We start from the raw sequence: 20,299 nt of genomic DNA, 5'->3' as shown, positions 1-20,299 counted from the left end.
TGATTGAGACGTTTGGGATATCACTCCTTACAACGCCTGCCAGGTAAACCCTTCACCCCGGCGGTAATACACGCGAGCCGCTTTGCCATACAACGCCTTCGCGTCGACGAGCCCGAAGTACCGCCCATCTGCACTGTTACCCCGATGGTCGCCCAGCATCAACACCTTCCCCGTCGGCACGGTCAGGCCGGAGATGTCCGGGCCCCCACCCTGCCCCAGGTCCAGCTGCGCCAGGGTGCGGCCGAAGTCTTCCACTTCATCGGTCCCGGCCTGTGCCAGCGGCTGGCCGTTGATGCTCAGGTGGCCCTCGTGCAGCTCCACCCGGTCACCGCCCACGGCGGCAATGCGCTTGATCAGCCGAGTGCCGTCCTGCGGGGAATCGAACACCGCCACCTCGCCGCGCTGCGGAACGCCGGTATGCAGCAGTTCGACGCTGGTGAACGGCAGGCGCAGACCGTACGCGCGCATGTCCACCACCACGCGATCACCCGGCATCAGGGTGTGCTGCATGGAGCCGCTGGGCACCTGGTAGTGGTTGGCCAGGCTGTCGCGCGCGGCGGCCAGCAGGCCGAGCATGACCAGCAGCGGCAGCGCTTCCTTCTTCAGCCAGTACAGCACGCCGGTGCGGGTTCCGGCGGCGGGGGCAACCTGGGACATGGGGCGATCCTTGCGGTGAGAGAAGGGTGTGACCGGCAGTGTGGACCCGAGTTCCCCACAAAAGCTACGCACTCTTTACGCGCGGGCGGCCCCCGGGCCATGGCGGCGTTATGGGCGGCGCGCATCGTGGCCACACCGCGCCTCCGGGCGCTTTGTAGGGAAGTTGGATGTCTATCTTCATCATTCGCGGGCCGGAAGCGGCCGGCCAGGTGATCCGTACCGCGCAGCCGTTGCCGGCGCCGGTGCTGAAGGCGCTGGTGCATCGTGCGATCGATGCGGGGACTACGGTGGCTATTCGTGCGTGTGGTTCGGAACAGGAACTGCTGGATGCATTGCGCGTGGCCGACCACAGCCGTGGCGAGGTGACGCTGCTGGATCCGGGTGCATGCGTGGGCAGCTTGCGATTGCAGAAGCTGCTGCCGCACCTGCACAACGTGTATGTGGAAGTGCATGACGATGACACTGCAACGCCGGAAGCGTGCCTGCCGGAGCACGTAGGCCAGCGCATCGGCGTGGCGCATGGGTATTGCGCGCAGAGTTACATGCATGCGCTGGAGATCGCGCTGGATCACCTGGGGTGTAGCGAAGTGGGGTGTCGCGTGGGGACGTGATGCCGGCCGCTGGCCGGCGACCCGGACCGTGCACCGGGTTGCATGATCCCGGGTAGGGTCGGTTCCCAAACGACCGCCGATAACGGTGATCGGGCCTGGGACGCATGACCGCGAACGGAGAGGCGCCTTCGTTTGCGGTCCATGCGTTACAGAACGTTGAACGTCTACGTGCGGTCGTTTGGGAACCGACCCTACCGGCGAACGCGCACGCACGAACGGCAGGGTTTCCCCTGCCGTACGTGTGTCGCAGCTTCCGTACCGACCAAGGTCGGTACCTACCGTGATCGCTACGCGATCACTTCAAACCGCGGTTCACCAGCAGCGGTTCCACCGACGGGTCCTTGCCGCGGAATTCGCGGTACAGGTCGGCCAGCTCGACGCTGTTGCCGCGCGAGAGGATCTTGTCGCGGAATACCTGGCCGTTTTCAGCGGTCAGGCCACCGTGCTCCTTGAACCATTCGAACGAGTCGTGGTCCAGCACTTCGGCCCAGAAGTAGGCGTAGTAACCGGCCGAATAGCCGCCGCCCCAGATGTGGTCGAAGTAGGTGGTGCGGTAGCGCGGCGGCACCTGCGGCAGGTCGACCTTGAACTTCTTCAACGCGGCCGCTTCAAACGGCGCCACGTCCTGCAGCGGCGCGTCGGCCGGCTGGGTGTGCCAAGCCAGGTCGAGCAGTGCGGCGGACAGGTACTCGGTGGTCGCGTAGCCCTGGTTGAAGGTGCGGGCCTTCAGGATCTTGTCCACCAGCGCCTGCGGCATCGGCTCGCCGGTCTTGTAGTTCTTGGCGTAGTTGGCGAACACCTTCGGGTCCAGCGCCCAGTGCTCGTTGAACTGCGACGGGAACTCGACGAAGTCGCGCGAGGTGCTGGTGCCGGCGATCGACGGGTACTTCACGTTCGAGAACATGCCGTGCAGCGCATGGCCGAACTCATGGAACATGGTGGTGACGTCGTCGAAGCTCAGCAGCGCCGGCTGGCCCGCGGCCGGCTTGGTGAAGTTACAGACGTTGTAGACCACCGGCTTGTCGCCGGTCAGGCCATTCTGCTCGACGAACACGTCCATCCACGCGCCACCGGACTTGCTGTCGCGCTTGAAGTAGTCGGTGTAGAACAGCGCCAGCGAGGTGCCGTCCTTGTCGAACACTTCATACACCTTCATGTCCGGGTGGTAGGTCGGAATGTCGGTGCGCGGCTTGAAGGTGATGCCGTACAACTGGGTGGCGGCATAGAAGACGCCGTTCTGCAGCACGTTGTCGAGCTCGAAGTACGGCTTGATCTGCGACTCGTCCAGGTCGTACTGCGCCTTGCGCACCTGCTCGGCGTAGAAGTCCCAATCCGACGCGGCCAGCTGGAAGCCGCCCTTCTGCGCGTCGATCACCTTCTGCATTTCGGCGATTTCACCGCGCGCCTTGTTGGTGGCGGCCGGCACCGTGTCGGTCAGCAGCTTGGTCGCCGCCGCCGGGGTCTTGGCCATCTGGTCGGCCAGGCTGTACGCGGCGTAGTTCTCGAAGCCGAGCAGCTTGGCCTTCTGCGCACGCAGCTGGGCCAGGCGCTGTACGGTTTCGCGGGTGTCGTTGGCATCGCCACGCTCGGCGCGGGTTTCCGAGGCCTTGAGCACGGCAGCGCGCTGGTCGCGGTCGGTCAGCGAGGCGAGCACCGGCTGCTGGGTGGTGTTCTGCAGCGGCAGCAGGAACTTGCCTTCCAGGTTGCGCGCCTTGGCGTCAGCGGCGGCGGTGTTGATCTCTTCTTCGCTCAGGCCGGCCAGCCTGGCCTTGTCGTCCACCACCACCGCGGCAGCGGCGGTTGCAGCGACCAGGCGGGTGTGGAACTTGGTGGCCAGCGTGGTTTCTTCCACGCTGAGCTTGCGCAGGCTGGCCTTGTCGGCGTCATTGAGCTGCGCACCGGCGCGCACGAATTCCTGGTAATCGCGCTCGACCAGGCGCTTCTGCACCGGGTCAAGGTTCAGCGAATCGCGCTGGTCGTAGATGCTCTTGATGCGCGCGAACAGCTTCGGGTCCAGGCTGATTTCGTCCTGGTGCTCGGCCAGCTTCGGGGCGACTTCTTCCTGGATCTTCTGGCGCGCGTCGTTGGTGTCGGCCTGGACGATGCCGAAGAACACGCGCGAGACGCGGGTGAGGGCTTCACCGCTGCGCTCGAGCGCTTCGATGGTGTTGTCGAAGGTGGCCGGCTCGCTGTTGTCGGCGATCTTGCGCACTTCGGCCAGGTGCTGCTTCATGCCTTCATTGAAGGCCGGCAGGTAGTCGCTGTCCTTGATGCGGTCGAACGGCGGCGCCTGGAACGGCAGCGTGCTGGCGCTCAACAGGGGGTTGGTGGACGCATCGGCCGGCTGCTGCGCGGCGGGGGTCTGGGTGTCGGACACGGGGGTGGACTCCTTGCCGGAACAGGCCGCCAGCGCAAGGCTGATGGCGGCGGCCAAGATGACGGTACGCGACATGAAACGGGCTCCTGGAATGAGGTGAAGCGGCCTGTAACCGCAGCCGATCACCCTACTCCCATTGCCTGCGTCCGGCATGTGCCGGACGTGGCGCCTTCCTTCACACGGTGCCGCGGTTCTTACCCTTCCAGGGCTCGTAGTAGGCGCGGATGGCGGCCATGTCGGCCACGTCGTCGCCGGTGGAGTAGAACAACGGGCCGATGCCGATCGTCTTCTCGGGGTAATGGAAGTAGCAGGCCAGCACCGGCACGTCGGCCATGCGGGCGATCTTCAGGAACCCGGCCTTCCAGTGGGTGACCGCCTTGCGGGTGCCCTCGGGGGTGATCGCGTACCAGAGCTTGTCCGACTTGCGCAGCAGGCTGACCGCCTGCTCCACCGTGCCCTGCGGCGAGCTGCGGTCCAGCGGGATCACGCCCAGGGTGCGCAGCAGCGGCGACAGCGGCCACCAGAACAGCGAGGCCTTGCCCAGCACTTTCACCTGCATGCCCAGCGCGATCTTGGCCGCCATGCCCCAGAAGCCGTCCCAGTTGGACGAATGCGGGGCGACGATGAAGACCAGCTTGGGCACGTTGGGGAAGGTACCGGTGACCTTCCAGCCGCCAAGGCGCAGCGTGCAGCGCGCCAGCCAACGCAGGAAGCGGTTCGGTTTGACCTGCGGCATCTGCGGGGGCACGGCCGGCAGCAGCGGACTACGGTTGTTCAAGCAATCACTCCCAATTGCGTGTGGTGCGGCCACGCTTGATCTGCGCGCGGCCTTTCTTTTCATCCAGCCGGCGCATCTTGGCGCCATAGGTGGGCTTGGTCGCCACGCGCGCCTTGGGCACGCTCAGGCTGGCCTGGATGAAGGCGGCCAGGCGTTCGCGCGCGTCCTCGCGGTTACGGTCCTGGGTGCGGAAACGCTGCGCGTCGATGACCAGCACGCCTTCGCCGGTCATGCGCCGGTCGCGCCGCGCCAGCAGGCGGGCACGCAACGGTTCGGGCAGGGAGGGCGAGCCGGCCACGTCGAACCGCAGTTCGACGGCGGTGGACACCTTGTTCACGTTCTGCCCGCCAGCGCCACTGGCGCGCACGAACCGCTCGACGAGTTCCGTGTCCGGAATCGCCAGATGGTCGTTGATGGTGACAGGCCCGTTTCCCATGGGGCGCATTGTAAAGGCAGGACCCGCACCTTAGGTGACCGCAATGTGCACCAATACCGTCGAAACGGGGGCCAAAAGTCACGTATGGGCCGGAACCGTCGGGTCCGTGGCGCACCGGGCGGCGATGCTGCCGTGCGCCACGACGGCTTGACGGTGGCGCAGGTATGCTCGGGGTTCCATGCACCGCAGGACGCACTTCATGATTTCGACTCGTTCAACCGCCCGACGTGGGTTTGCCCGGCTGGGCCTGACCGTTGCGCTGGCCCTGGCCGCCGTGGCCCCTGCCTTGGCCGCGCCGCCGTCGGACGCGGACATCAACCGGCTGCTGGCGGCCTCGCGGGCGCAGAACATGCTGGACTCGATGGTGCCGCGGATGGAGGAGATGCAGCGGCAGCAGTTCCTGCAGATCGCGCAGCAGCGGAAGCTGGACGAGGCGCAGAAGGTGCAGTTGCAGCGGATTGAACAGCGCAGCAAGGAGACCATCCGCCAAGCGCTGTCGTGGCAGCAGCTGCGGCCGATGTACGTGGACCTGTACAAGAAGACCTTCAGCAAGGAAGACGTGCTGGCGATGGCCGAGTTCTATGAGAGCTCGGCCGGGCAGAGCCTGCTGGACAAGACCCCGGCGCTGATGCAGAACGCGATGGTGGCGATCCAGGACCGCATGCAGCCGTTGTTCGTGGACCTGCAGAAGGATTTGGAGGCCATCGTGAATGAGGCGCCGGCGCAGGCGGCGCCGGCATCACCAGCCAAATAAATCCATCGCCTTGCGGAATTCGCCTTCCACCGGCGCGCTGACGTCCATCGGCGTGCCATCCAGGTGCGGGAAGCGCAGGCGTTCGGCGTGCAGCAGCATGCGGTGGATGCCCTGCATGCGGAAACTGCGGTTGTGGCGGCCGTCGCCGTGGCTGGTGTCGCCGATCAGGTGATGCGAGAGGTGCTTCAGATGCCGGCGGATCTGGCGGAAACGCCCGGTCTGCGGCTGGCAGCGCAGCAGCGCATAGCGCGAGGTCTCGAACTCGCCCACCGGTACCGGAATCTCACCCACCGCCACCCGCTGGAAATGGGTGATGGCCTGCTTCTTCACCGGCTTGCCGGGGCCGCCGTCCAGGTCGTGGTCGACGGTGAACGCTTCTTCGGCCGGCCAGCCCCGACAGATCGCCAGGTAGTCCTTGGTGACGTCGCCGCCCATCAGCGACTTGCCCAGCACGCTGGCGCTTTCGCGGTCGAAGGCGAGCAGCAGGCAGCCGCTGGTGGCGCGGTCCAGCCGGTGCACCAGGAAGATCGGCCTGCCCAGCTGTTCGCGCAGGCGGTCGGCGAGGAAGTCGTCCTCGCCACGGGCCAGCTTGCTGTCGTGGACCATCAGCCCCGCAGGTTTGTTGACCACCGCAAGGCGGTCATCCACATGCAAAAGCTGCAACGGCGGCAGCGCGACAGGCGCCTCGGCCAGCGCGTCGACCTCGCTCATCGCCGCCACCACGCCGCGCCCAGCGAGAACAGCCCGGCCACACCGCTCACCCAGCTCAACATCGGCACGTCACCGAAGTACCAGCCCCCGGGCTGCATGCCGTACAGCACCGCTGCCACGATCAGCAGGCCGACACCTGCAATCGCTGCTACCGCCCGCTTCTGCAGCTTCTGCAGGTTGACGTTGAGCGCTTCCAGGTCGCGCGAACGCATCGACAGTTCGTGCCCACCTTCCACCTGCTGGCGCAGCCAGGCGTGGACCAGGCGCGGCATGTCCGGTGCGTGGGTCATGATCTCCGGCAGGCGCTTGCGCATTTCCTTCAGCACCCGGCGCGGGCTGTAGCGTTCGCGCAGGATGCGTTCCAGCACCGGTCGCGCCACCGCCCAGATGTCCAGTTCCGGGTCCAGCTGGCGACCCACGCCTTCGATGTTGAGCAGGGTCTTCTGCAGCAGGATCAGCTGCGGCTGCAGGGTCAGCTCATAGCGCTGGGCCACGCGGAACAGCTTGATCAGCACTTCGGCCAGCGAGATCTGCGAGAGCGGGCGGGTGAAGTACGGTTCGCACACCGAACGCGCGGCGGCTTCGAGCTCGTCGATGCGCACGTTGTTGGGCATCCAGCCGGCTTCAACGTGGAGCTCGGCCATGCGCCGGTAGTCCTTGTTGAAGATGGCCATGAAATTCTCGGCCAGGTAGTACTGATCTTCTTCGGACAGCTGGCCCATGATGCCGAAATCCAGCGCGATGAAGCGCGGGTTGTCGCGGCGCATCGGGTCGGTGTCGACCCAGATGTTGCCGGCGTGCGCGTCGGCGTGGAAGAAGTTGTCGCGGAACACCTGCGTGTAGAACACGCGCACGCCCTTGGCCGCGAGCGCCTTGCGGTCGATGCCGGCCTTGTCCAGCGCGGCGATGTCGTCGGAAGGAATGCCCCACACCCGTTCCAGGGTCAGCGCGCGTTCGGCGGTGTGGCTCCAGATCACCTCGGGCACGTACAGGTCGTCCGAGTCCACCCAGTTGCGGCGCAGCACGCTCGCGTTGGCGCCTTCGCGCTGCAGGTCGAGTTCGGCGGCCAGGGTGTTCTCGACTTCGGCCACCACTTCGCGCGGACGGATCTTGTCGGCGCGCGGGTGCGCGCGCTCGACCAGGGCCGCTGCGGACTTGAGCAGCGCGATGTCGGCGTCGATCTGCTTTTCAATGTCCGGGCGCAGCACCTTGACCACCACCTGGCGGCCATCGGCCAAGGTGGCTGCGTGGACCTGGGCGATCGAGGCCGAGGCCAGCGGCTGCAGGTCGAACGTGGCGAACGCCTCGGCCACCGGGCGGCCCAGCGCCTCTTCGACGATGCGCTGCGCGGTGGCGCCGTCGAACGGCTTGACCCGGTCCTGCAGCAGGGTGAGTTCGTTGGCGATATCGGCCGGGATCAGGTCGCGGCGGGTGGACAGGATCTGCCCGAACTTGACGAAGATAGGGCCCAGGTCCTGCAGCGCCAGGCGCAGGCGCGCTCCACGCGACTGCGCGGCGATGTCGGCCGAGGCGCGCGGCACGAACGGCTTGGCAATGCGCAGCCAGCCTTCCAGCGGGGTGCCATCGAGGAGGTCGTCAAGGCGGTAGCGCAGGATCACGCGACCAATCCGGCTTGCCCGGAATACCGCCTTCATGCGCGCACCTGGGCCAGGCGCTGCACACGGGCAGCCATGCGTTCCACGTCGTCGCGCATCACATCCACATCGTCATGGAAGGCATCCAGTTCGGCTCGGGCTACCACGTCGCGCGACTCCTCGGTGACAAATTCAGCGGCGCTGTGCGCCAGGTCGGACGCGCCACGGCGCGCATGCTGCAGGGCCGAGCGCAGCGCATTGGCGACCTGCACGCCAACTACTTCGCCAAACACCTTTACGAACGGCAGCTGCCAGTCCGGGTCGAACCGGCTGGCCAGCTGCTGCAGCCGGCGCGCCAGTTCGGCATCGCCGGAGACCTTGACCCGCCCGGCCGGGGCGTCGCCGCCACGGCGTGCGTTGGCCAGGAACGGCAGCTGGGCCAGCACGCCGCCCAACGTACTGCGCACGGCCAGGTCCGGCTCGGCCTGTGGATCGACCGGGCCCACAGTGAGCCGCTCGCCGTCCACCCCGATCCGCATCGCCAGCGCGGGCGATTCGAGGGTCAGGGCGATATGGCGGCCATCCAGCGCGACCAGCGCGCGGCGGGTATCGGGGTCCAGCGCCAAGGTGCGGTTGAGCGCGAGCTGCAGCGCATTGCCGGCCAGGGGCTTGAGGGAGGAGAGCAGGGTGCGGGGCATTTCCACATTCTACAGCGCTGCCCGGTAGAGCCACGCCCTGCGTGGCTGCGGGGTGTCAGGACCGCGCGCAGCCACGCAGGGCGTGGCTCTACCGTCGGATGTCGATCCGCAAACAAAAAGGGCCTGGCGCCCTTGGAAGCGCCAGGCCCTCAGCGGTTCGCGCTGGATCATGCGGGCCCGGAGAGAGGGGGGCCCGCAGGATCCTGCGCGCTACTAACCTCGCTTGCGGAACATCGAGATGATCGCCAGGATCAGGAAGACAACGAACAGGATCCAGGCAATGTTGCTGGCGGCACCAGCAATGCCGGAGAAACCGAGCACTGCCGCAATAAGGGCGATTACAAAGAAGATTACGGCGTAGTGCAGCATGTCGATCCTCGCGTCGGGCGTGCCGGATTGGCGTGCTGCCATCTTCACCAAGATTCGGTGTTCAGGAAGTGATGGGAATCTGGATGCGCGATGAAGCCTTCAGCCTCGTGAGCCCTTCGTCAATGCTTACCTCCGGCACGTAGCCGAAGTCGCGGCGCGCCGGCTCCATGCTGTACCAGTGCGGGGTGCACAGCTGCTCGGCCAGGAAGCGGGTCATCGGCGGTTCGCCCTTGAGGCGCAGCAGCGGCCACAGGCGTTCGGCCAGCGCACCGATGCGGTAGGCGGTCTTGAAGCTGATCGACTTCTCCACGCCCGGTGCGCCCACCGCCGCCAGCAGCTTGTTGAGTAGCTCGCGCATCGGCAGCGGCTCGCCGTTGGAAATGAAGTACGCCTTGCCCGCGCACGCCGCGCCCGGGGCGAGGTGTTCGAAGGCGAGGAAGTGCGCCAGCGCGGCGTTGTCGATGTAGGTGGTGTCGACCAGGTTGGTCCCATCGCCGACGAAGCGCAGGCGACCGGCGCGCGCGCGCGCGGCCAGGCGCGGCACCAGCTGCTGGTCGCCCGGGCCCCAGATCAGGCGCGGGCGCAGCGCCACGGTGGCCAGCGTTGCATCGTTGGCGGCCAGTACGCGCTGTTCGGCGATGGTCTTGGTGGCCGCGTACGGCGCCTGGAAGTCTTCGCCGTAGGGCACTTCATCCGCACCCAGCCCTTCCACCGGATGGGTGGCGCGGTGGGTGACGCTGGGCGTGGAGGTGTACACCAGCGTGCGCACGCCATGCGTGCGGCAGGCGGCGATCACGTTGTCGGTGCCGACCACGTTGGCCAGGTGGTAGCTCTCGTAGCTGCCCCACGCACCGGCCTTGGCGCCGTTGTGGAAGACCGCGTCGACCCCGGCCACCGCGTGGCGCACCGCGTCGGCGTCGGCCAGGTCGCCGCGGATCTGGCCCACGCCCAGCGCGGCCAGCGGCGCGTAGTCGCCGCGGTTGAAGCTGAGCACTTCATGGCCGCGCGCGACCAGGCCACGGCACAGCGCCTGGCCGAGGAAACCACCACCGCCGGTGACAAGGATCTTCATGCGTGTTGTTCCATTCGGGTTGCAGCCCAGACCGCGAGTTTCTCGCGGCCGATCTTGGCATTGTGGCGGATGTCGACCGGGAAGCCCGGGTGCGGGAGGAAGCGTTCGATGCGCACGGTGCCCGCGTGTGCGGCCGCTTCAGCGCGCAGGCGCTGCTGCAGCGCGGGCGAGTCTGCGGTGCCGGGCTGCAGTTCATAGCAGAGCACCGGCAGCTGCGCGCCGGCGGCGCCGATGCCGACCAGCGCGGTGCGCGCGATGCCGTCCAGTGCGTTGAACACCGGCTCCACCTGTTCGGTGTACAGCGGGCCGTGCGCGGTTTCCACGCGCTGGGTCTTGCGCCCGCAGAACCACAGGCGGCCGTCGGCGTCGAAGTAGCCGACATCGCCCATGCGATGCACCACGCGGGTGCTGCCGTCGGCCAGGGTTTCAGTGATCTTGGCCGCAGCGGTGGCCTGCGGGCGGTTGAAGTAGCTGTCGGTGGCGGTGGGGCCGGCCACGGTGATTTCGCCGACCACGCCGGTGGCCACTTCGTGCACCTGTGCCCAGGTGGGCAGCGGCGCGTCGTCGATGGCGATGATGCGCACCTGGTTCGGCGCCACCACCCGGCCCACGCAGGTCCCGGCGCCGGCCTCGGTGGCCTGGCGCGTGCTTTCCAGCTCGCGACCTTCGATCACCGCCACCGGCAGGCACTCGGTGGCGCCATAGGGGGTCCAGAACTGGGCGTCGTCGGGCAGCAGCCGGCGGATGCGCGCCACCACGTCGGGCGGCACCGGCGCACCGGCCGAGGTGACCCGGCGCACGCCGGGCAGCGGCTGGCCATGGTCGGCCAGCACCCGCATCAGCGCCGGCGAGCCGAACAGCTGGGTCACCCCGAAGCGTTTGATGGCGTCATGCAGCTTGCGCGGGTCGGCCTTGGCCGGACGGGTGGGGTCCATGTCGGGAATGACCGAGGTCAGACCCAGCGCCGGGTCGAACAGGGCGAACGGTGGGAAGGTGGGCAGGTCGATGCCGCCCGGTTCCATGCCGAACGCCGAGCGCAGCAGCTCGACCTGGCCGACGAAATGGCGGTGCCGGTAGACCACGCCCTTGGGCACGCCGGTGGAGCCGCTGGTGAACAGCAGCGCGGCTACGTCCTCGCCGTCGGTGGCGGCCATCGGCTGCGGCTGGCGCGCGCCGTCGGCTTCGAGCTGGGCCAGGGTGGTGCCGCCCCAGCCCCAGCGCCGCCCCACCGTGACCAGCCGGGTTGCGCCCGGGCACCAGCGCAGCAACAGCCGCGCCACATGGGCCAGGCCGATGCCGATGAAGGCTTCAGGTTGCGCTTCGTCCAAGCACTGTTTCAGCGCGCGCTTGTCGATGCCGGGGTCGACCAGCACCGGCACCGCACCGTTCTTGAACAGCGCGAACATCAGCAGGAAGAACTCCGGCGAGGGCCGCACCATCACCACCGCACGCACCCCACGGCCGATGCCGTAGGCGGCCAGGCCGGCGGCCATGGCGTCGCTGCGGGCGTCCAGGGTGCGGTAATCCAGGGTCACCTCGTAGCGCGCCATGCCGTCCGGGCCCGGTTTTCCGGGGCAGCGGATGGCGATCTGGTCAGGGCGTTCACGGGCCAGTTCGGGCAGGCGCGCGGCGATGTTGGTCGGGCTGTTCATCCGTTCATTGTCGCCGCTGCAGAAAATTCTTGCGCGGCGGCCCGTAGCGTGGAAAATTCGCGCCCTTCCCCCCTGCACACAGCCGCCCAAGGCCGGCACCCCATGTCCCATCCCTGCATGACCTGCGGCGCCTGCTGTACCCAGTACCGCGTGGCGTTCCATTGGATGGAATCGGACGAGGTCACCCCCGGCGGCGTACCGCACCAGCTGACCGAACCGCTCGACCCGCACCGCCTGTGCATGCGCGGCACCTTGTCCAAGCCGGTGCGCTGCGTGGCGCTGGACGCGGAGATCGGGGTGTATTCCCGCTGCAGCATCCATCCCAACCGGCCCAGCGTGTGCCGTGAGGTGGACGCGTCGTGGGAGTACGGCAAAGCCAGCCCACAGTGCGACAAGGCGCGGGAAATCCATGGCCTGCCGGCGTTGAGCCTGGAAAGCTGGGCGTGGCGGGATACCCCGGACGCCGCATGACCCGGTAGAGCCGGGCCCTGCCCGGCTGCCCGGAACCCGTCCGCGTTACAGCGGGTTCGCGTCCAAAAACGCCCGGATCTCCGGCACCAGCACTTCGTGCTTGTCTTCCAGCACGTAATGCCCTGCGTCTTCGAACGCGTGCACCTGCGCCTGCGGCAGCGCGGCCTGGAAGCCCTCCAGGAAATGGTGGTCGAATACGAAGTCGCGCAGGCCCCAGCCGATGAAGGCCGGGCGGTCGGCGAACGACGGCAGCGCCTTGCCGGCGCGCTCCAGCAACGACCAGGCCTTGTCGGCCGGGCTCAGCGGAATGTCCTGCATGAAGCGGATGGTGCTGATCCGGTTGGCGTAATTGTTGTACGGCGACACATAGGCGCGGCGCACGTCCGCCGGCATCTTCCGCTCCACGCCCAGCCACGAGGCACCGGACGAGAACGCGTTGAAGCTGCGGATGATCCACTCACCGATCTTCCAGTGCCGGCCCAGCGCGATCTGCCACGGCATCTGCTTGGCGGCCGGCATCGGGAAGGCGGCGGTGTTGAGCACCACCAGTCGCTTGACCTGGGCGTGGTGCGACAGCGCCCAGCCGAAACCGATCATGCCGCCCCAGTCGTGCACGGCCAGGGTGACCGGGCCGGTGATGCCCAGGTGCGCCAGCAGTGCGTCCAGGTCGTCCACGCGCGACTGCAGGGTGTATTCGTAGTGCGCGTCATTCGGCTTGTCAGACAGGCCCATGCCGATATGGTCCGGCACGATGCAGCGGTAACGGTCCGACAACCCGGCCACCAGCGTGCGCCAGTAGTAGCTCCACGACGGATTGCCGTGGACCATGACCACCACCTCGCCGTCGCGCGGGCCTTCGTCGAGATAGCTCATCGACAGGCCCGGGCGGACCTCGAAACGCTGCGGATGGGCGGGGTAACCGGGAAGCTTGGACATCGGGTGGCACCTGTAAAAAGGGCCGGTAAGACCGGCCCTTGGGAATCAACGCAGCGGACCGCTTACCAGACCACTTCGGCCATCGAGCAGTTCAGGCCGGAGCCGATGCCGAGCAGCGCGATGCGGTCGCCCTTCTTCAGCTTGCCCAGCTGCTTGAGCTTGCTCAGCACGATCGGCACCGAGGCCGGGCCGATGTTGCCGTGCTCGCCGAAGATGGTCATCACCTTCTTCGGGTCGATGCCGAAGTTCTTGATGAAGGCGGCGGTGTGCGGCTGGCTGACCTGGTGGATCACGAACTGGTCCAGTTCTTCCACGGCCCAGCCCAGCGCTTCGCGGGCGGCCATGAAGGTCTTCTGGGCCAGCTTGATGCCTTCGATCAGCAGCATGCGGGTGTCGGTGACCATGCGGTCCAGGTTGCCCCGGCACAGCTGGTTCCACTCGGTGGCCGAGCGGGTCACGCCACCGCGGTAGCGCGGCGCGTCCGGCACCAGTTCGGTGCGTGCCATGACCATCGCAGCGGCGCCGCAGCCCAGGGTCAGGGCGGCCATCTCGTTGCGGAAGTCGTCAGCGGTCACGCCCGGCTGGGCCATGCGCTCGAGGGTCTTCTCGTACACCAGGTTGGCGGTTTCGCCATCGACGATCAGGGCGTAGTCGATGTCGCCGCGTTCCAGCATGCGGGCGGCGATGTCCATGCCGTTGATGAAGGCCAGGCAGGCATTGGCGACGTCGAAGGTCATGCACTCGTCACTGACGCCCAGGTTGCCCGAGACGATGGACGCGGTGGACGGCTCCAGGTAGTCACGGCTGACCGAGGTGTTGACCAGCAGGCCGATCTTGTCGGCGCCGATGCCGGCGTCTTCCAGCGCCTTGCGGGCGGCCAGGGTAGCGGCGTCGGAGGCGAGCATGTCCGCGTCCCACAGGCGACGGGCGTGGATGCCGGCGATATCACCGAGCACGTCGGTGCGGATACCCAGGCGGTCCAGCGTCGGCTGCAGGCGTTCGTTGATTTCCTTCGACGTCAGCGTATGCGGCGCGTCGATGTGCGCCAGGCCGGCGATCGATACATTCTTGAAGAGCATCAGTTAGCGCCAAGGCTCAGGCAAAGGGGGCGCTATTGTAAGCCCCCCGGGCCTTCACCGCACCTTTACGAATTCAGCTTCAGGCGTATGGTGGCGCGGGACGATGAGCCGTTCAGCGCGGCGGGCACTGGAACGCCTTGAAACGCTGGCTGCCGTCGGCCGGCAGGCCGGAGGCCTGGACGGCGTTGGCCGAGGCGCTGGGGGCCTCGTTGCGGGCCAGGGTTTCCAGCTCTTCCTGCACGCGCAGCGGGTTGCGGTTGTAGAAGCCGACCTTGCTCTTCACGGTCACCACCACCTCGCCCTTGTCGATGCAGCCGGTCGGCACCGGCCCGGCCGGCAGCACCCGCACCGCCTTGCCCACCGGTTCGATCGGCACCCAGGTGCAGGCGGAGGTCGCAAGGACGAGGGCAGAAATAAGCAGAATGCGCATGGTGTGAAGGCTCGGCAAGGTCATGCAACGGAGTTTGCCTGAACGGAATGAATGTGGGGTGGATGGGGATCGATGTCCGGACCCCGGGTTGGTTTATCCAGATCCCAACCACCCCGTAGCAATTCGTAGCGCCCGGCCCCAGCCGGGCACCGCGCGGAGCGCGGCGCAAGGGTCCGAAGCCAACAAAAACGCCGGTCGCAACATCCCTACCGGCGTTTAGAAAAACCCGAAATCACCCCAACCGGCGTTACTTCACCGGCTTCCCGTCGGCGTCGATCACCACCACCTCGCCCAGGTTCAGCGCGCGCACCGGGGCTTCGGTCTGCTTCAGGTCGCCCACCACCACCCAGGTCAGGGTCTTCGGATCCAGGGTGGCGGCAGCCTGCTGCACCTGGGCCGGGGTCATCGCCTCGATCTCGGCCTTGCGCTTGAACACGTAGTCGTCCGGGCGCTGGTAGCGGACGATGCCGCTGATGGTGCCCATCACCGCGTTGGCGGTCTCATAGGCGCCCGGCAGGCTCAGGTTCTGGATGTTGCGGATGCGGGTCACTTCCGCCGGGGTGATCGCTTCGGCGCCAGAGGCGAAGTCGGCGATCTCCTTCTGCATTTCCTTCATCGCATCGGCGGTCTTGTCGATCTGCACCGGCGCCATGCCCATCCACGGGCGCTGGCCCAGGGTGCTGCTGGCCATGGTGCGGGCGCCGTAGGACCAGTGCTTCTCCTCGCGCAGGTTCATGTTCAGGCGCGAGGTGAAGTCGCCGCCGAGCACGCCGTTGGCGATGTCGAAGCGGGTCGCGCCCGGGTCCATGGTGGAGGGCACCACCTGGCCGGCGTACAGGTTGGCCTGCACCGCGCCGGGCTGGTCGATCAGGTACACGCGGGCCTTGGCCGGGCGGGCCACATCGACCAGCGGCTTGAGCTGCGGGGCGGGGCCAGTGCTCTTCCAGTTGCCGAACTGGCGCTCCAGCAGCGGCACGATTTCCTTCAGGGTGGTGTCGCCCACCACGATCAGGGTGCCCTGCTCCGGACGCAGCGCGTCGCGGTGGAAGTCGACCAGGTCTTCGCGGGTGAGCGACTGGATGTCGGCTTCATTGCCGCTGCCGGTGAACGGAATGGCGTACGGGTGGCCGGCGCCGTACAGCAGCGGCGGCAGCACGCGCATGGCGGCGGCGCTGGGATTGACCTTCTCCTGCTGGATGCCGGCGATCCAGGTCGCCTTGACCCGGTCGATCTCGCTCTGGTCGAAGCGCGGCGCGCGCAGCATGTCGGCATACAGGGCCAGCGACGGCGCCAGGTTTTCCTTCAGCGCCGAGAGGTACACGCTGGCGCTGTCCAGCGACGCCGAGGCGCCCAGGTTGGCGCCCAGCGCATCGGCCGCGTCGGCGAACGGCAGTGCGCCCAGCTTGCCGGCGCCCTCGCCCATCAGGTCCATGGTGAAGTTGGCGGTGCCGGACTTGCGGCCCTGGTCGGCGGTGAAGCCACCGGGGAATTCATAGCTGAACTGCACCACCGGAATGTCGTGGCGTTCGGCCAGGATCACCTGGGTGCCGTTCTTCAGCGTGGCGCGGTGCAGCTGCGGGAACTTCAGTTCCGGGAAGGTCTTGGTCTGCGGCACGCCGGTGCTGCGGTCGACCTGGCTGGCGGTGCTGGTGAACTTCGGGTCCACGGCCGGCACGGTGAACGGCTTCGGGGTGGCCGAGGGCAGTTCCGGCAGCGCCACGCGCGCGCCCGGTTCCACCACCAGGGTGTGGTCGCCCGCGCCCAGCCACTTGGCGCCGGCGGCGCGCACGTCGGCCGCGCTGGCTGCGTCGATGTTGGCCAACGATTGGCGGAAGCAGCCCGGGTCGCCTTCGAACACGGCGCATTCGGCCAGCGCGTCGGCCTTGCCGCCGAACCCGCCGATGCGCTCGATGCCACGGATGAAGCCGGCGCGGAATGCGGTCTTGCCGCGGCTCAGTTCATCGGCAGTGGGGCCGTCGGCTACCAGGCGGCGCACTTCCTCGTCGATGATCGCTTCGACTTTGGCTGGGTCCACGCCCTGCTTCACCGTGGCCATGATCACGAAGTTCGAGCCGAGCTGCGAGGTGTAGGCACCGGCGCTGATGTTGTCCACCAGCTTGTCCTGGTGCAGCAGGCGCTGGTCCAGGCGCGAGGACTTGGCCCCGCCCAGCACCTGCGCGAACAGCTGCAGCTGGTCGATGTCGGGGGTGCCGGTCTGGGCAACGTTCCACACGCGATAGATGCGCGCCTGCGGCACCTTGTCGGTCATGGTCTCGCGGGTGGACTTCTCACGCTTGGCCACGTTGACCTTGGGCTGGGCCATGCTCGGACCGGCCGGGATGTCGCCGAAATAGCGCGCGACCTTTTCCTTCGCGGTGGCCACGTCGATGTCGCCGGCCAGCACCAGCACCGCGTTGTTCGGGCCGTACCAGGTGCGGAACCAGTTCTTGACGTCTTCCAGCGAGGCCGCGTTGAGGTCGTTCATCGAGCCGATCACGCCGTGGTGGTACGGGTGGCCCTCGGGGTACATCGAACGGCTGAGCTTGTCCCACACCTGGCCATAGGGCTGGTTCTCGCCCTGGCGCTTTTCGTTCTGGACAACGCCGCGCTGTTCGTCGAGCGCGGCCTGGTCGATCGCGCCGAGCAGGTGGCCCATGCGGTCGGACTCCATCCACAGCGCCATGTCCAGCGCGGTGGTGGGCACGTTCTCGAAGTAGTTGGTGCGGTCGGTGTTGGTGGTGCCGTTCTGGCCGGTCACGCCGACCTGCTTGAACGGTTCGAAGTATTCGCCGGCGTGGTTTTCGCTGCCCTGGAACATCAGGTGTTCGAACAGGTGCGCGAAGCCGGTGCGGCCGGCCGGTTCGTCCTTGCTGCCCACGTGGTACCAGATGTTCACCGCCACGATCGGGGCCTTGCGGTCGGTGTGCACCACCACGCGCAGGCCGTTGGGCAGGGTGAACTCTTCGAACGGAATGTCGACCTTGGCGACCTGGGCCGGCTTGGCCATCAGCGGTGCCGGGGCAAGGCTGCCCAGTGCGGCGGAAAGCGCAACAGCCAGCAGTGCGGCACGCGGTCGAAGTTGGGCGGTCATTCCGGGTCCTTGGTCATGAAAGTGAAGGGGGATGCTAGCCCGGGACGGCGGGTTGAGGCATCGGCCAACAGTCATTGCCTTTGCAGGGGAACTTTCCGCGCCGTTCCGGTACCCCGGCGGCGGGGTGTGCGGCTGGCTGAACCGTTGTCCGGACAGTTTCCCAGGGCGGGATCGGACAGGTGTCCGGACAGCGGACACTCTGGAACACCCATAAAACCCTTTTAAATCAATGATTAAAAGTTGGCACGATGCCTGCATTGGTCTACGTGCGGAAAGGACGCGATCAAACGGAACATGACTGATCGCTGAACAAAACACGGAATCTTGAAATTGTTCTTGCATCCCCAGATTCGGTGTACTACCTTACTACCACACCACTGCTCACCAACACTAAACAGGCCCCGTCATGAACACCAAGACCATCGCAATCGCCATCGCCCTCGCTGCCGGCTCCGCGTTTGTTTCGAACGTGCATGCCGCTTCCGCCATCACCACCCTGCAGACCGTGCAGGTCCGTCCCTCCGCCGACCAGCTGGCCCAGGCCGAAGTCGAGCGCACCAGCAGCATCCCGACCCTGGCGCTGGTGGAAGTGCGTCCGACCGCCGGCCAGGTTGCCGAATACCGCGCCGAACTGGCCGACAGCCGCCGCGTCACCACCCTGGCCGCCGTTGAAGTCCGCCCGACCGCCGAACAGCGCGAAGCGCTGGCCGCCGAACAGGCCGATCGCAGCACGGACTACATGGGTGCCCTGGCTTCTGCCGCCGGCGTGCTGGCCCGCGACGTGATCATCAACCTGCCGACCCTGCAGGTGCGTCCGTCGCCGAACGACCTGCAGGCCTTCGCGGTCGAAACCGCCTCGGTGCTGGTCCGTCCGTAATCGGGGATTGGCGGCGTAACATGTACGAATGACCGCCACCCCGACGTTCCATGTTGTGTTGTTCCAGCCGGAAATTCCCCCGAATACCGGCAATGTGATCCGGCTCTGCGCCAACACCGGCGCGCGACTGCACCTGATCGAGCCGCTCGGTTTCGACCTGAGCGACAAGCAGCTCAAGCGCGCCGGGCTGGATTACCACGAATACGCCCGACTGCAGGTGCATCCAGACCTGGACACCTTCCTGCAGGCCATCGCGCCCAAGCGCCTGTTCGCCCTGAGCACCCGCGGCAGCGTGCGTTATGACACCCAGCAGTTCGAAGACGGCGACGCCTTCCTGTTCGGCCCGGAAACCCGCGGCCTGCCGCAGGACGTGCTGGACGCGCTGCCCGACGGGCGGCGCTTGAGGTTGCCGATGCAGCCTGACAACCGCAGTTTGAATTTGTCCAACACCGTGGCCGTGGTGATGTTTGAGGCCTGGCGACAGAACGGGTTTGTTGGCGGCGCTTGATCGCCTAGAACGCGTTGATGCCCGTAAGCTCGCGCCCGATCACCAGCTGGTGCACGGTCTCGGTGCCCTCATAGGTGATCACCGACTCCAGGTTCAACGCATGCCGGATCGCCACGTGCTCGGTGGTGATGCCCGCGCCGCCCAGCAGATCCCGGCACTCGCGCGCGATGTCGATCGCCATCCGGCAGTTGTTCCACTTGGCCAGGCTGACCTGCTGCGGCTGCAGCTGCCCCGCATCCTTCAACCGCCCCAGCTGCAGCGACAGCAGCTGCGCGGTGGTGATGCGCCGGGCCATGTCGGCCAGCTTGATCTGCGCGCTCTGCGTGGCCGCCACCGGGCGCCCGAACAGCACGCGTTCCTTGGTATAGCCCAGCGCTTCGTCAAGGCAGGCCACCGCCGCGCCGATCGGCCCCCAGCTGATCCCGTAACGGGCCTGGTTGAGGCAGCCCAGCGGCCCCTTCAGTCCCTGCACGTTCGGCAGGCGGTTGCGCTCGGGCACGCGCACGTTGTCGAAGAACAGCGCGCCGGTCAGCGAGGCGCGCAGGCTCATCTTGTGCTTGATCTCCTGGGTGGTGAAGCCGGGAATGCCCTTCTCCAGCACGAAGCCCTGGATACCGTCTTCGGTATGCGCCCAGACGATGGCGATGTCGGCCACCGGGCCACTGGTGATCCACATCTTGCTGCCGTTGATCAGCCAGTCGCCGCCGTCCTTCACCGCGCGCGTCTTCATCGCGGCCGGGTCCGAACCGCCGTGCGCCTCGGTCAGGCCGAAGCAGCCGATCACCCGGCCGGCGGCCATGTCCGGCAGCCAGCGCAGGCGCTGTTCTTCGCTGCCGTAGGCGAAGATGGGGTACATGCACAGCGAGCTCTGTACCGAAACGAAGCTGCGCAGGCCCGAGTCGCCGCGTTCCAGTTCCTGGCAGATCAGGCCGTAGCTCACCGCGTTCAAACCGCCGCCGCCGTACTGCTCGGGCAGGCTGGAGCCAAGCAGGCCCAGCGACGCGATCTCCGGGATCAGTTCATCCGGGAAGCGGCCCTGGTCGAAGGCGTCGCCGATGATCGGCAGCACCTTTTCGTCGGTGAAGCGCGCCACGCTGGCCTGCACGGCGCGTTCCTCCTCGCTGAGCAGCGAGCGGACATCGAACAGATCGTACGGATTGAGGGCCATGGGCAGCGACATCGCAGGCGGCAACAGGG

General features: G+C 67.1%; 20 protein-coding genes. 5 read left to right on the top strand and 15 right to left on the bottom strand.

Going from position 1 to position 20,299, the window contains the following annotated elements; all coding sequences use genetic code 11:
- Positions 1-27: 27 nt before the first annotated feature.
- Positions 28-657, bottom strand: a complete 630-nt coding sequence (gene lepB, locus HGB51_RS19290) for a signal peptidase I (RefSeq protein ID WP_070208698.1) — start codon at positions 655-657, stop codon at positions 28-30.
- Between the two features lie 167 nt (positions 658-824).
- Between lepB and HGB51_RS19285 the strand changes: the two genes are divergently transcribed.
- The gene (locus tag HGB51_RS19285) at positions 825-1,268 is read left to right on the top strand and encodes a 3-dehydroquinate dehydratase (RefSeq protein ID WP_070208697.1); all 444 of its coding nucleotides are present in this window, start codon (positions 825-827) and stop codon (positions 1,266-1,268) included.
- Between the two features lie 295 nt (positions 1,269-1,563).
- Here HGB51_RS19285 and dcp read toward each other — a convergent pair whose 3' ends face one another.
- The 3 genes from dcp to arfB form a co-directional block, all read right to left on the bottom strand.
- On the bottom strand, positions 1,564-3,720 hold the full coding sequence (gene dcp / locus HGB51_RS19280) for a peptidyl-dipeptidase Dcp (RefSeq protein WP_070208696.1): 2,157 nt from the start codon (positions 3,718-3,720) through the stop codon (positions 1,564-1,566).
- A 100-nt stretch (positions 3,721-3,820) separates the two neighbouring features.
- Entirely contained in the window at positions 3,821-4,381 is a 561-nt protein-coding gene (locus tag HGB51_RS19275; RefSeq protein WP_246233712.1) for a lysophospholipid acyltransferase family protein, read from the bottom strand.
- A gap of 46 nt (positions 4,382-4,427) precedes the next feature.
- Positions 4,428-4,859, bottom strand: a complete 432-nt coding sequence (gene arfB, locus HGB51_RS19270) for an alternative ribosome rescue aminoacyl-tRNA hydrolase ArfB (RefSeq protein WP_070208694.1) — start codon at positions 4,857-4,859, stop codon at positions 4,428-4,430.
- 199 nt (positions 4,860-5,058) lie between these two features.
- Between arfB and HGB51_RS19265 the strand changes: the two genes are divergently transcribed.
- Positions 5,059-5,613, top strand: a complete 555-nt coding sequence (locus tag HGB51_RS19265) for a DUF2059 domain-containing protein (protein WP_070208693.1) — start codon at positions 5,059-5,061, stop codon at positions 5,611-5,613.
- Here HGB51_RS19265 and HGB51_RS19260 read toward each other — a convergent pair.
- From HGB51_RS19260 to oleC, 6 genes are all read right to left on the bottom strand, one after another.
- Positions 5,599-6,324, bottom strand: coding sequence for a pseudouridine synthase (locus HGB51_RS19260; RefSeq protein ID WP_070208692.1), 726 nt, complete (start codon positions 6,322-6,324; stop codon positions 5,599-5,601). The two genes, HGB51_RS19265 and HGB51_RS19260, sit on opposite strands and share 15 nt — an antisense overlap.
- Complete coding sequence (ubiB, locus tag HGB51_RS19255) at positions 6,321-7,979, bottom strand: ubiquinone biosynthesis regulatory protein kinase UbiB (RefSeq protein WP_070208691.1); 1,659 nt, start codon at positions 7,977-7,979, stop codon at positions 6,321-6,323. The genes HGB51_RS19260 and ubiB overlap by 4 nt, the downstream gene beginning before the upstream one ends.
- A complete protein-coding gene (locus HGB51_RS19250; protein ID WP_070208690.1) occupies positions 7,976-8,617 on the bottom strand; it encodes a ubiquinone biosynthesis accessory factor UbiJ in 642 nt (213 codons plus the stop codon). The genes ubiB and HGB51_RS19250 overlap by 4 nt, the downstream gene beginning before the upstream one ends.
- A gap of 213 nt (positions 8,618-8,830) precedes the next feature.
- Entirely contained in the window at positions 8,831-8,986 is a 156-nt protein-coding gene (locus HGB51_RS19245) for a DUF1328 domain-containing protein (protein ID WP_070208703.1), read from the bottom strand.
- A 61-nt stretch (positions 8,987-9,047) separates the two neighbouring features.
- The gene (gene oleD / locus HGB51_RS19240; protein WP_070208689.1) at positions 9,048-10,058 is read right to left on the bottom strand and encodes a 2-alkyl-3-oxoalkanoate reductase; all 1,011 of its coding nucleotides are present in this window, start codon (positions 10,056-10,058) and stop codon (positions 9,048-9,050) included.
- A complete protein-coding gene (oleC, locus tag HGB51_RS19235) occupies positions 10,055-11,710 on the bottom strand; it encodes an olefin beta-lactone synthetase (protein ID WP_070208688.1) in 1,656 nt (551 codons plus the stop codon). The genes oleD and oleC overlap by 4 nt, the downstream gene beginning before the upstream one ends.
- Before the next feature lie 102 nt (positions 11,711-11,812).
- On the opposite strand from oleC, the gene HGB51_RS19230 reads away from it, so the two are divergent.
- The gene (locus tag HGB51_RS19230) at positions 11,813-12,181 is read left to right on the top strand and encodes a YkgJ family cysteine cluster protein (RefSeq protein WP_070208687.1); all 369 of its coding nucleotides are present in this window, start codon (positions 11,813-11,815) and stop codon (positions 12,179-12,181) included.
- Positions 12,182-12,226: 45 nt separating this feature from the next.
- On the opposite strand, the gene HGB51_RS19225 is transcribed toward HGB51_RS19230, so the two are convergent.
- The 4 genes from HGB51_RS19225 to HGB51_RS19210 form a co-directional block, all read right to left on the bottom strand.
- Positions 12,227-13,117, bottom strand: a complete 891-nt coding sequence (locus HGB51_RS19225; protein WP_070208686.1) for an alpha/beta fold hydrolase — start codon at positions 13,115-13,117, stop codon at positions 12,227-12,229.
- 62 nt (positions 13,118-13,179) lie between these two features.
- On the bottom strand, positions 13,180-14,196 hold the full coding sequence (locus HGB51_RS19220) for a 3-oxoacyl-ACP synthase III (protein ID WP_070208685.1): 1,017 nt from the start codon (positions 14,194-14,196) through the stop codon (positions 13,180-13,182).
- A 112-nt stretch (positions 14,197-14,308) separates the two neighbouring features.
- Positions 14,309-14,626, bottom strand: coding sequence for a DUF4156 domain-containing protein (locus HGB51_RS19215; RefSeq protein WP_070208684.1), 318 nt, complete (start codon positions 14,624-14,626; stop codon positions 14,309-14,311).
- 247 nt (positions 14,627-14,873) lie between these two features.
- Complete coding sequence (locus HGB51_RS19210; RefSeq protein ID WP_070208683.1) at positions 14,874-17,717, bottom strand: M16 family metallopeptidase; 2,844 nt, start codon at positions 17,715-17,717, stop codon at positions 14,874-14,876.
- Positions 17,718-18,123: 406 nt separating this feature from the next.
- Here HGB51_RS19210 and HGB51_RS19205 point away from each other — a divergent pair, with 406 nt between their 5' ends.
- Positions 18,124-18,594, top strand: coding sequence for an XAC0231 family protein (locus HGB51_RS19205; protein WP_070208682.1), 471 nt, complete (start codon positions 18,124-18,126; stop codon positions 18,592-18,594).
- 28 nt (positions 18,595-18,622) lie between these two features.
- Positions 18,623-19,102, top strand: a complete 480-nt coding sequence (gene trmL, locus HGB51_RS19200; RefSeq protein WP_070208681.1) for a tRNA (uridine(34)/cytosine(34)/5-carboxymethylaminomethyluridine(34)-2'-O)-methyltransferase TrmL — start codon at positions 18,623-18,625, stop codon at positions 19,100-19,102.
- 4 nt (positions 19,103-19,106) lie between these two features.
- Here the strand turns inward: trmL and HGB51_RS19195 are convergent, their stop codons facing one another.
- Positions 19,107-20,270, bottom strand: coding sequence for an acyl-CoA dehydrogenase family protein (locus HGB51_RS19195; protein ID WP_070208702.1), 1,164 nt, complete (start codon positions 20,268-20,270; stop codon positions 19,107-19,109).
- Between the last annotated feature and the right edge of the window lie 29 nt (positions 20,271-20,299).

The organism is Stenotrophomonas bentonitica (assembly GCF_013185915.1).
Taxonomy (GTDB): Bacteria; Pseudomonadota; Gammaproteobacteria; order Xanthomonadales; family Xanthomonadaceae; genus Stenotrophomonas; species Stenotrophomonas bentonitica.
This window is presented reverse-complemented; position numbering and strand designations above follow the sequence as displayed.

Excerpts from the sequence above, each read along its gene's own strand:
- ubiB (WP_070208691.1), bottom strand. The coding sequence starts at position 7,979 with ATGAAGGCGGTATTCCGGGCAAGCCGGATTGGTCGCGTGATCCTGCGC.
- trmL (WP_070208681.1), top strand. The coding sequence starts at position 18,623 with ATGACCGCCACCCCGACGTTCCATGTTGTGTTGTTCCAGCCGGAAATT.
- HGB51_RS19265 (WP_070208693.1), top strand. The coding sequence starts at position 5,059 with ATGATTTCGACTCGTTCAACCGCCCGACGTGGGTTTGCCCGGCTGGGC.
- HGB51_RS19245 (WP_070208703.1), bottom strand. The coding sequence starts at position 8,986 with ATGCTGCACTACGCCGTAATCTTCTTTGTAATCGCCCTTATTGCGGCA.
- HGB51_RS19195 (WP_070208702.1), bottom strand. The coding sequence starts at position 20,270 with ATGGCCCTCAATCCGTACGATCTGTTCGATGTCCGCTCGCTGCTCAGC.
- oleC (WP_070208688.1), bottom strand. The coding sequence starts at position 11,710 with ATGAACAGCCCGACCAACATCGCCGCGCGCCTGCCCGAACTGGCCCGT.
- HGB51_RS19285 (WP_070208697.1), top strand. The coding sequence starts at position 825 with ATGTCTATCTTCATCATTCGCGGGCCGGAAGCGGCCGGCCAGGTGATC.
- HGB51_RS19250 (WP_070208690.1), bottom strand. The coding sequence starts at position 8,617 with ATGCCCCGCACCCTGCTCTCCTCCCTCAAGCCCCTGGCCGGCAATGCG.
- HGB51_RS19260 (WP_070208692.1), bottom strand. The coding sequence starts at position 6,324 with ATGAGCGAGGTCGACGCGCTGGCCGAGGCGCCTGTCGCGCTGCCGCCG.
- HGB51_RS19225 (WP_070208686.1), bottom strand. The coding sequence starts at position 13,117 with ATGTCCAAGCTTCCCGGTTACCCCGCCCATCCGCAGCGTTTCGAGGTC.
- lepB (WP_070208698.1), bottom strand. The coding sequence starts at position 657 with ATGTCCCAGGTTGCCCCCGCCGCCGGAACCCGCACCGGCGTGCTGTAC.
- arfB (WP_070208694.1), bottom strand. The coding sequence starts at position 4,859 with ATGGGAAACGGGCCTGTCACCATCAACGACCATCTGGCGATTCCGGAC.
- HGB51_RS19220 (WP_070208685.1), bottom strand. The coding sequence starts at position 14,196 with ATGCTCTTCAAGAATGTATCGATCGCCGGCCTGGCGCACATCGACGCG.
- oleD (WP_070208689.1), bottom strand. The coding sequence starts at position 10,058 with ATGAAGATCCTTGTCACCGGCGGTGGTGGTTTCCTCGGCCAGGCGCTG.
- HGB51_RS19215 (WP_070208684.1), bottom strand. The coding sequence starts at position 14,626 with ATGCGCATTCTGCTTATTTCTGCCCTCGTCCTTGCGACCTCCGCCTGC.
- HGB51_RS19210 (WP_070208683.1), bottom strand. The coding sequence starts at position 17,717 with ATGACCGCCCAACTTCGACCGCGTGCCGCACTGCTGGCTGTTGCGCTT.
- dcp (WP_070208696.1), bottom strand. The coding sequence starts at position 3,720 with ATGTCGCGTACCGTCATCTTGGCCGCCGCCATCAGCCTTGCGCTGGCG.
- HGB51_RS19205 (WP_070208682.1), top strand. The coding sequence starts at position 18,124 with ATGAACACCAAGACCATCGCAATCGCCATCGCCCTCGCTGCCGGCTCC.
- HGB51_RS19275 (WP_246233712.1), bottom strand. The coding sequence starts at position 4,381 with ATGCCGCAGGTCAAACCGAACCGCTTCCTGCGTTGGCTGGCGCGCTGC.
- HGB51_RS19230 (WP_070208687.1), top strand. The coding sequence starts at position 11,813 with ATGTCCCATCCCTGCATGACCTGCGGCGCCTGCTGTACCCAGTACCGC.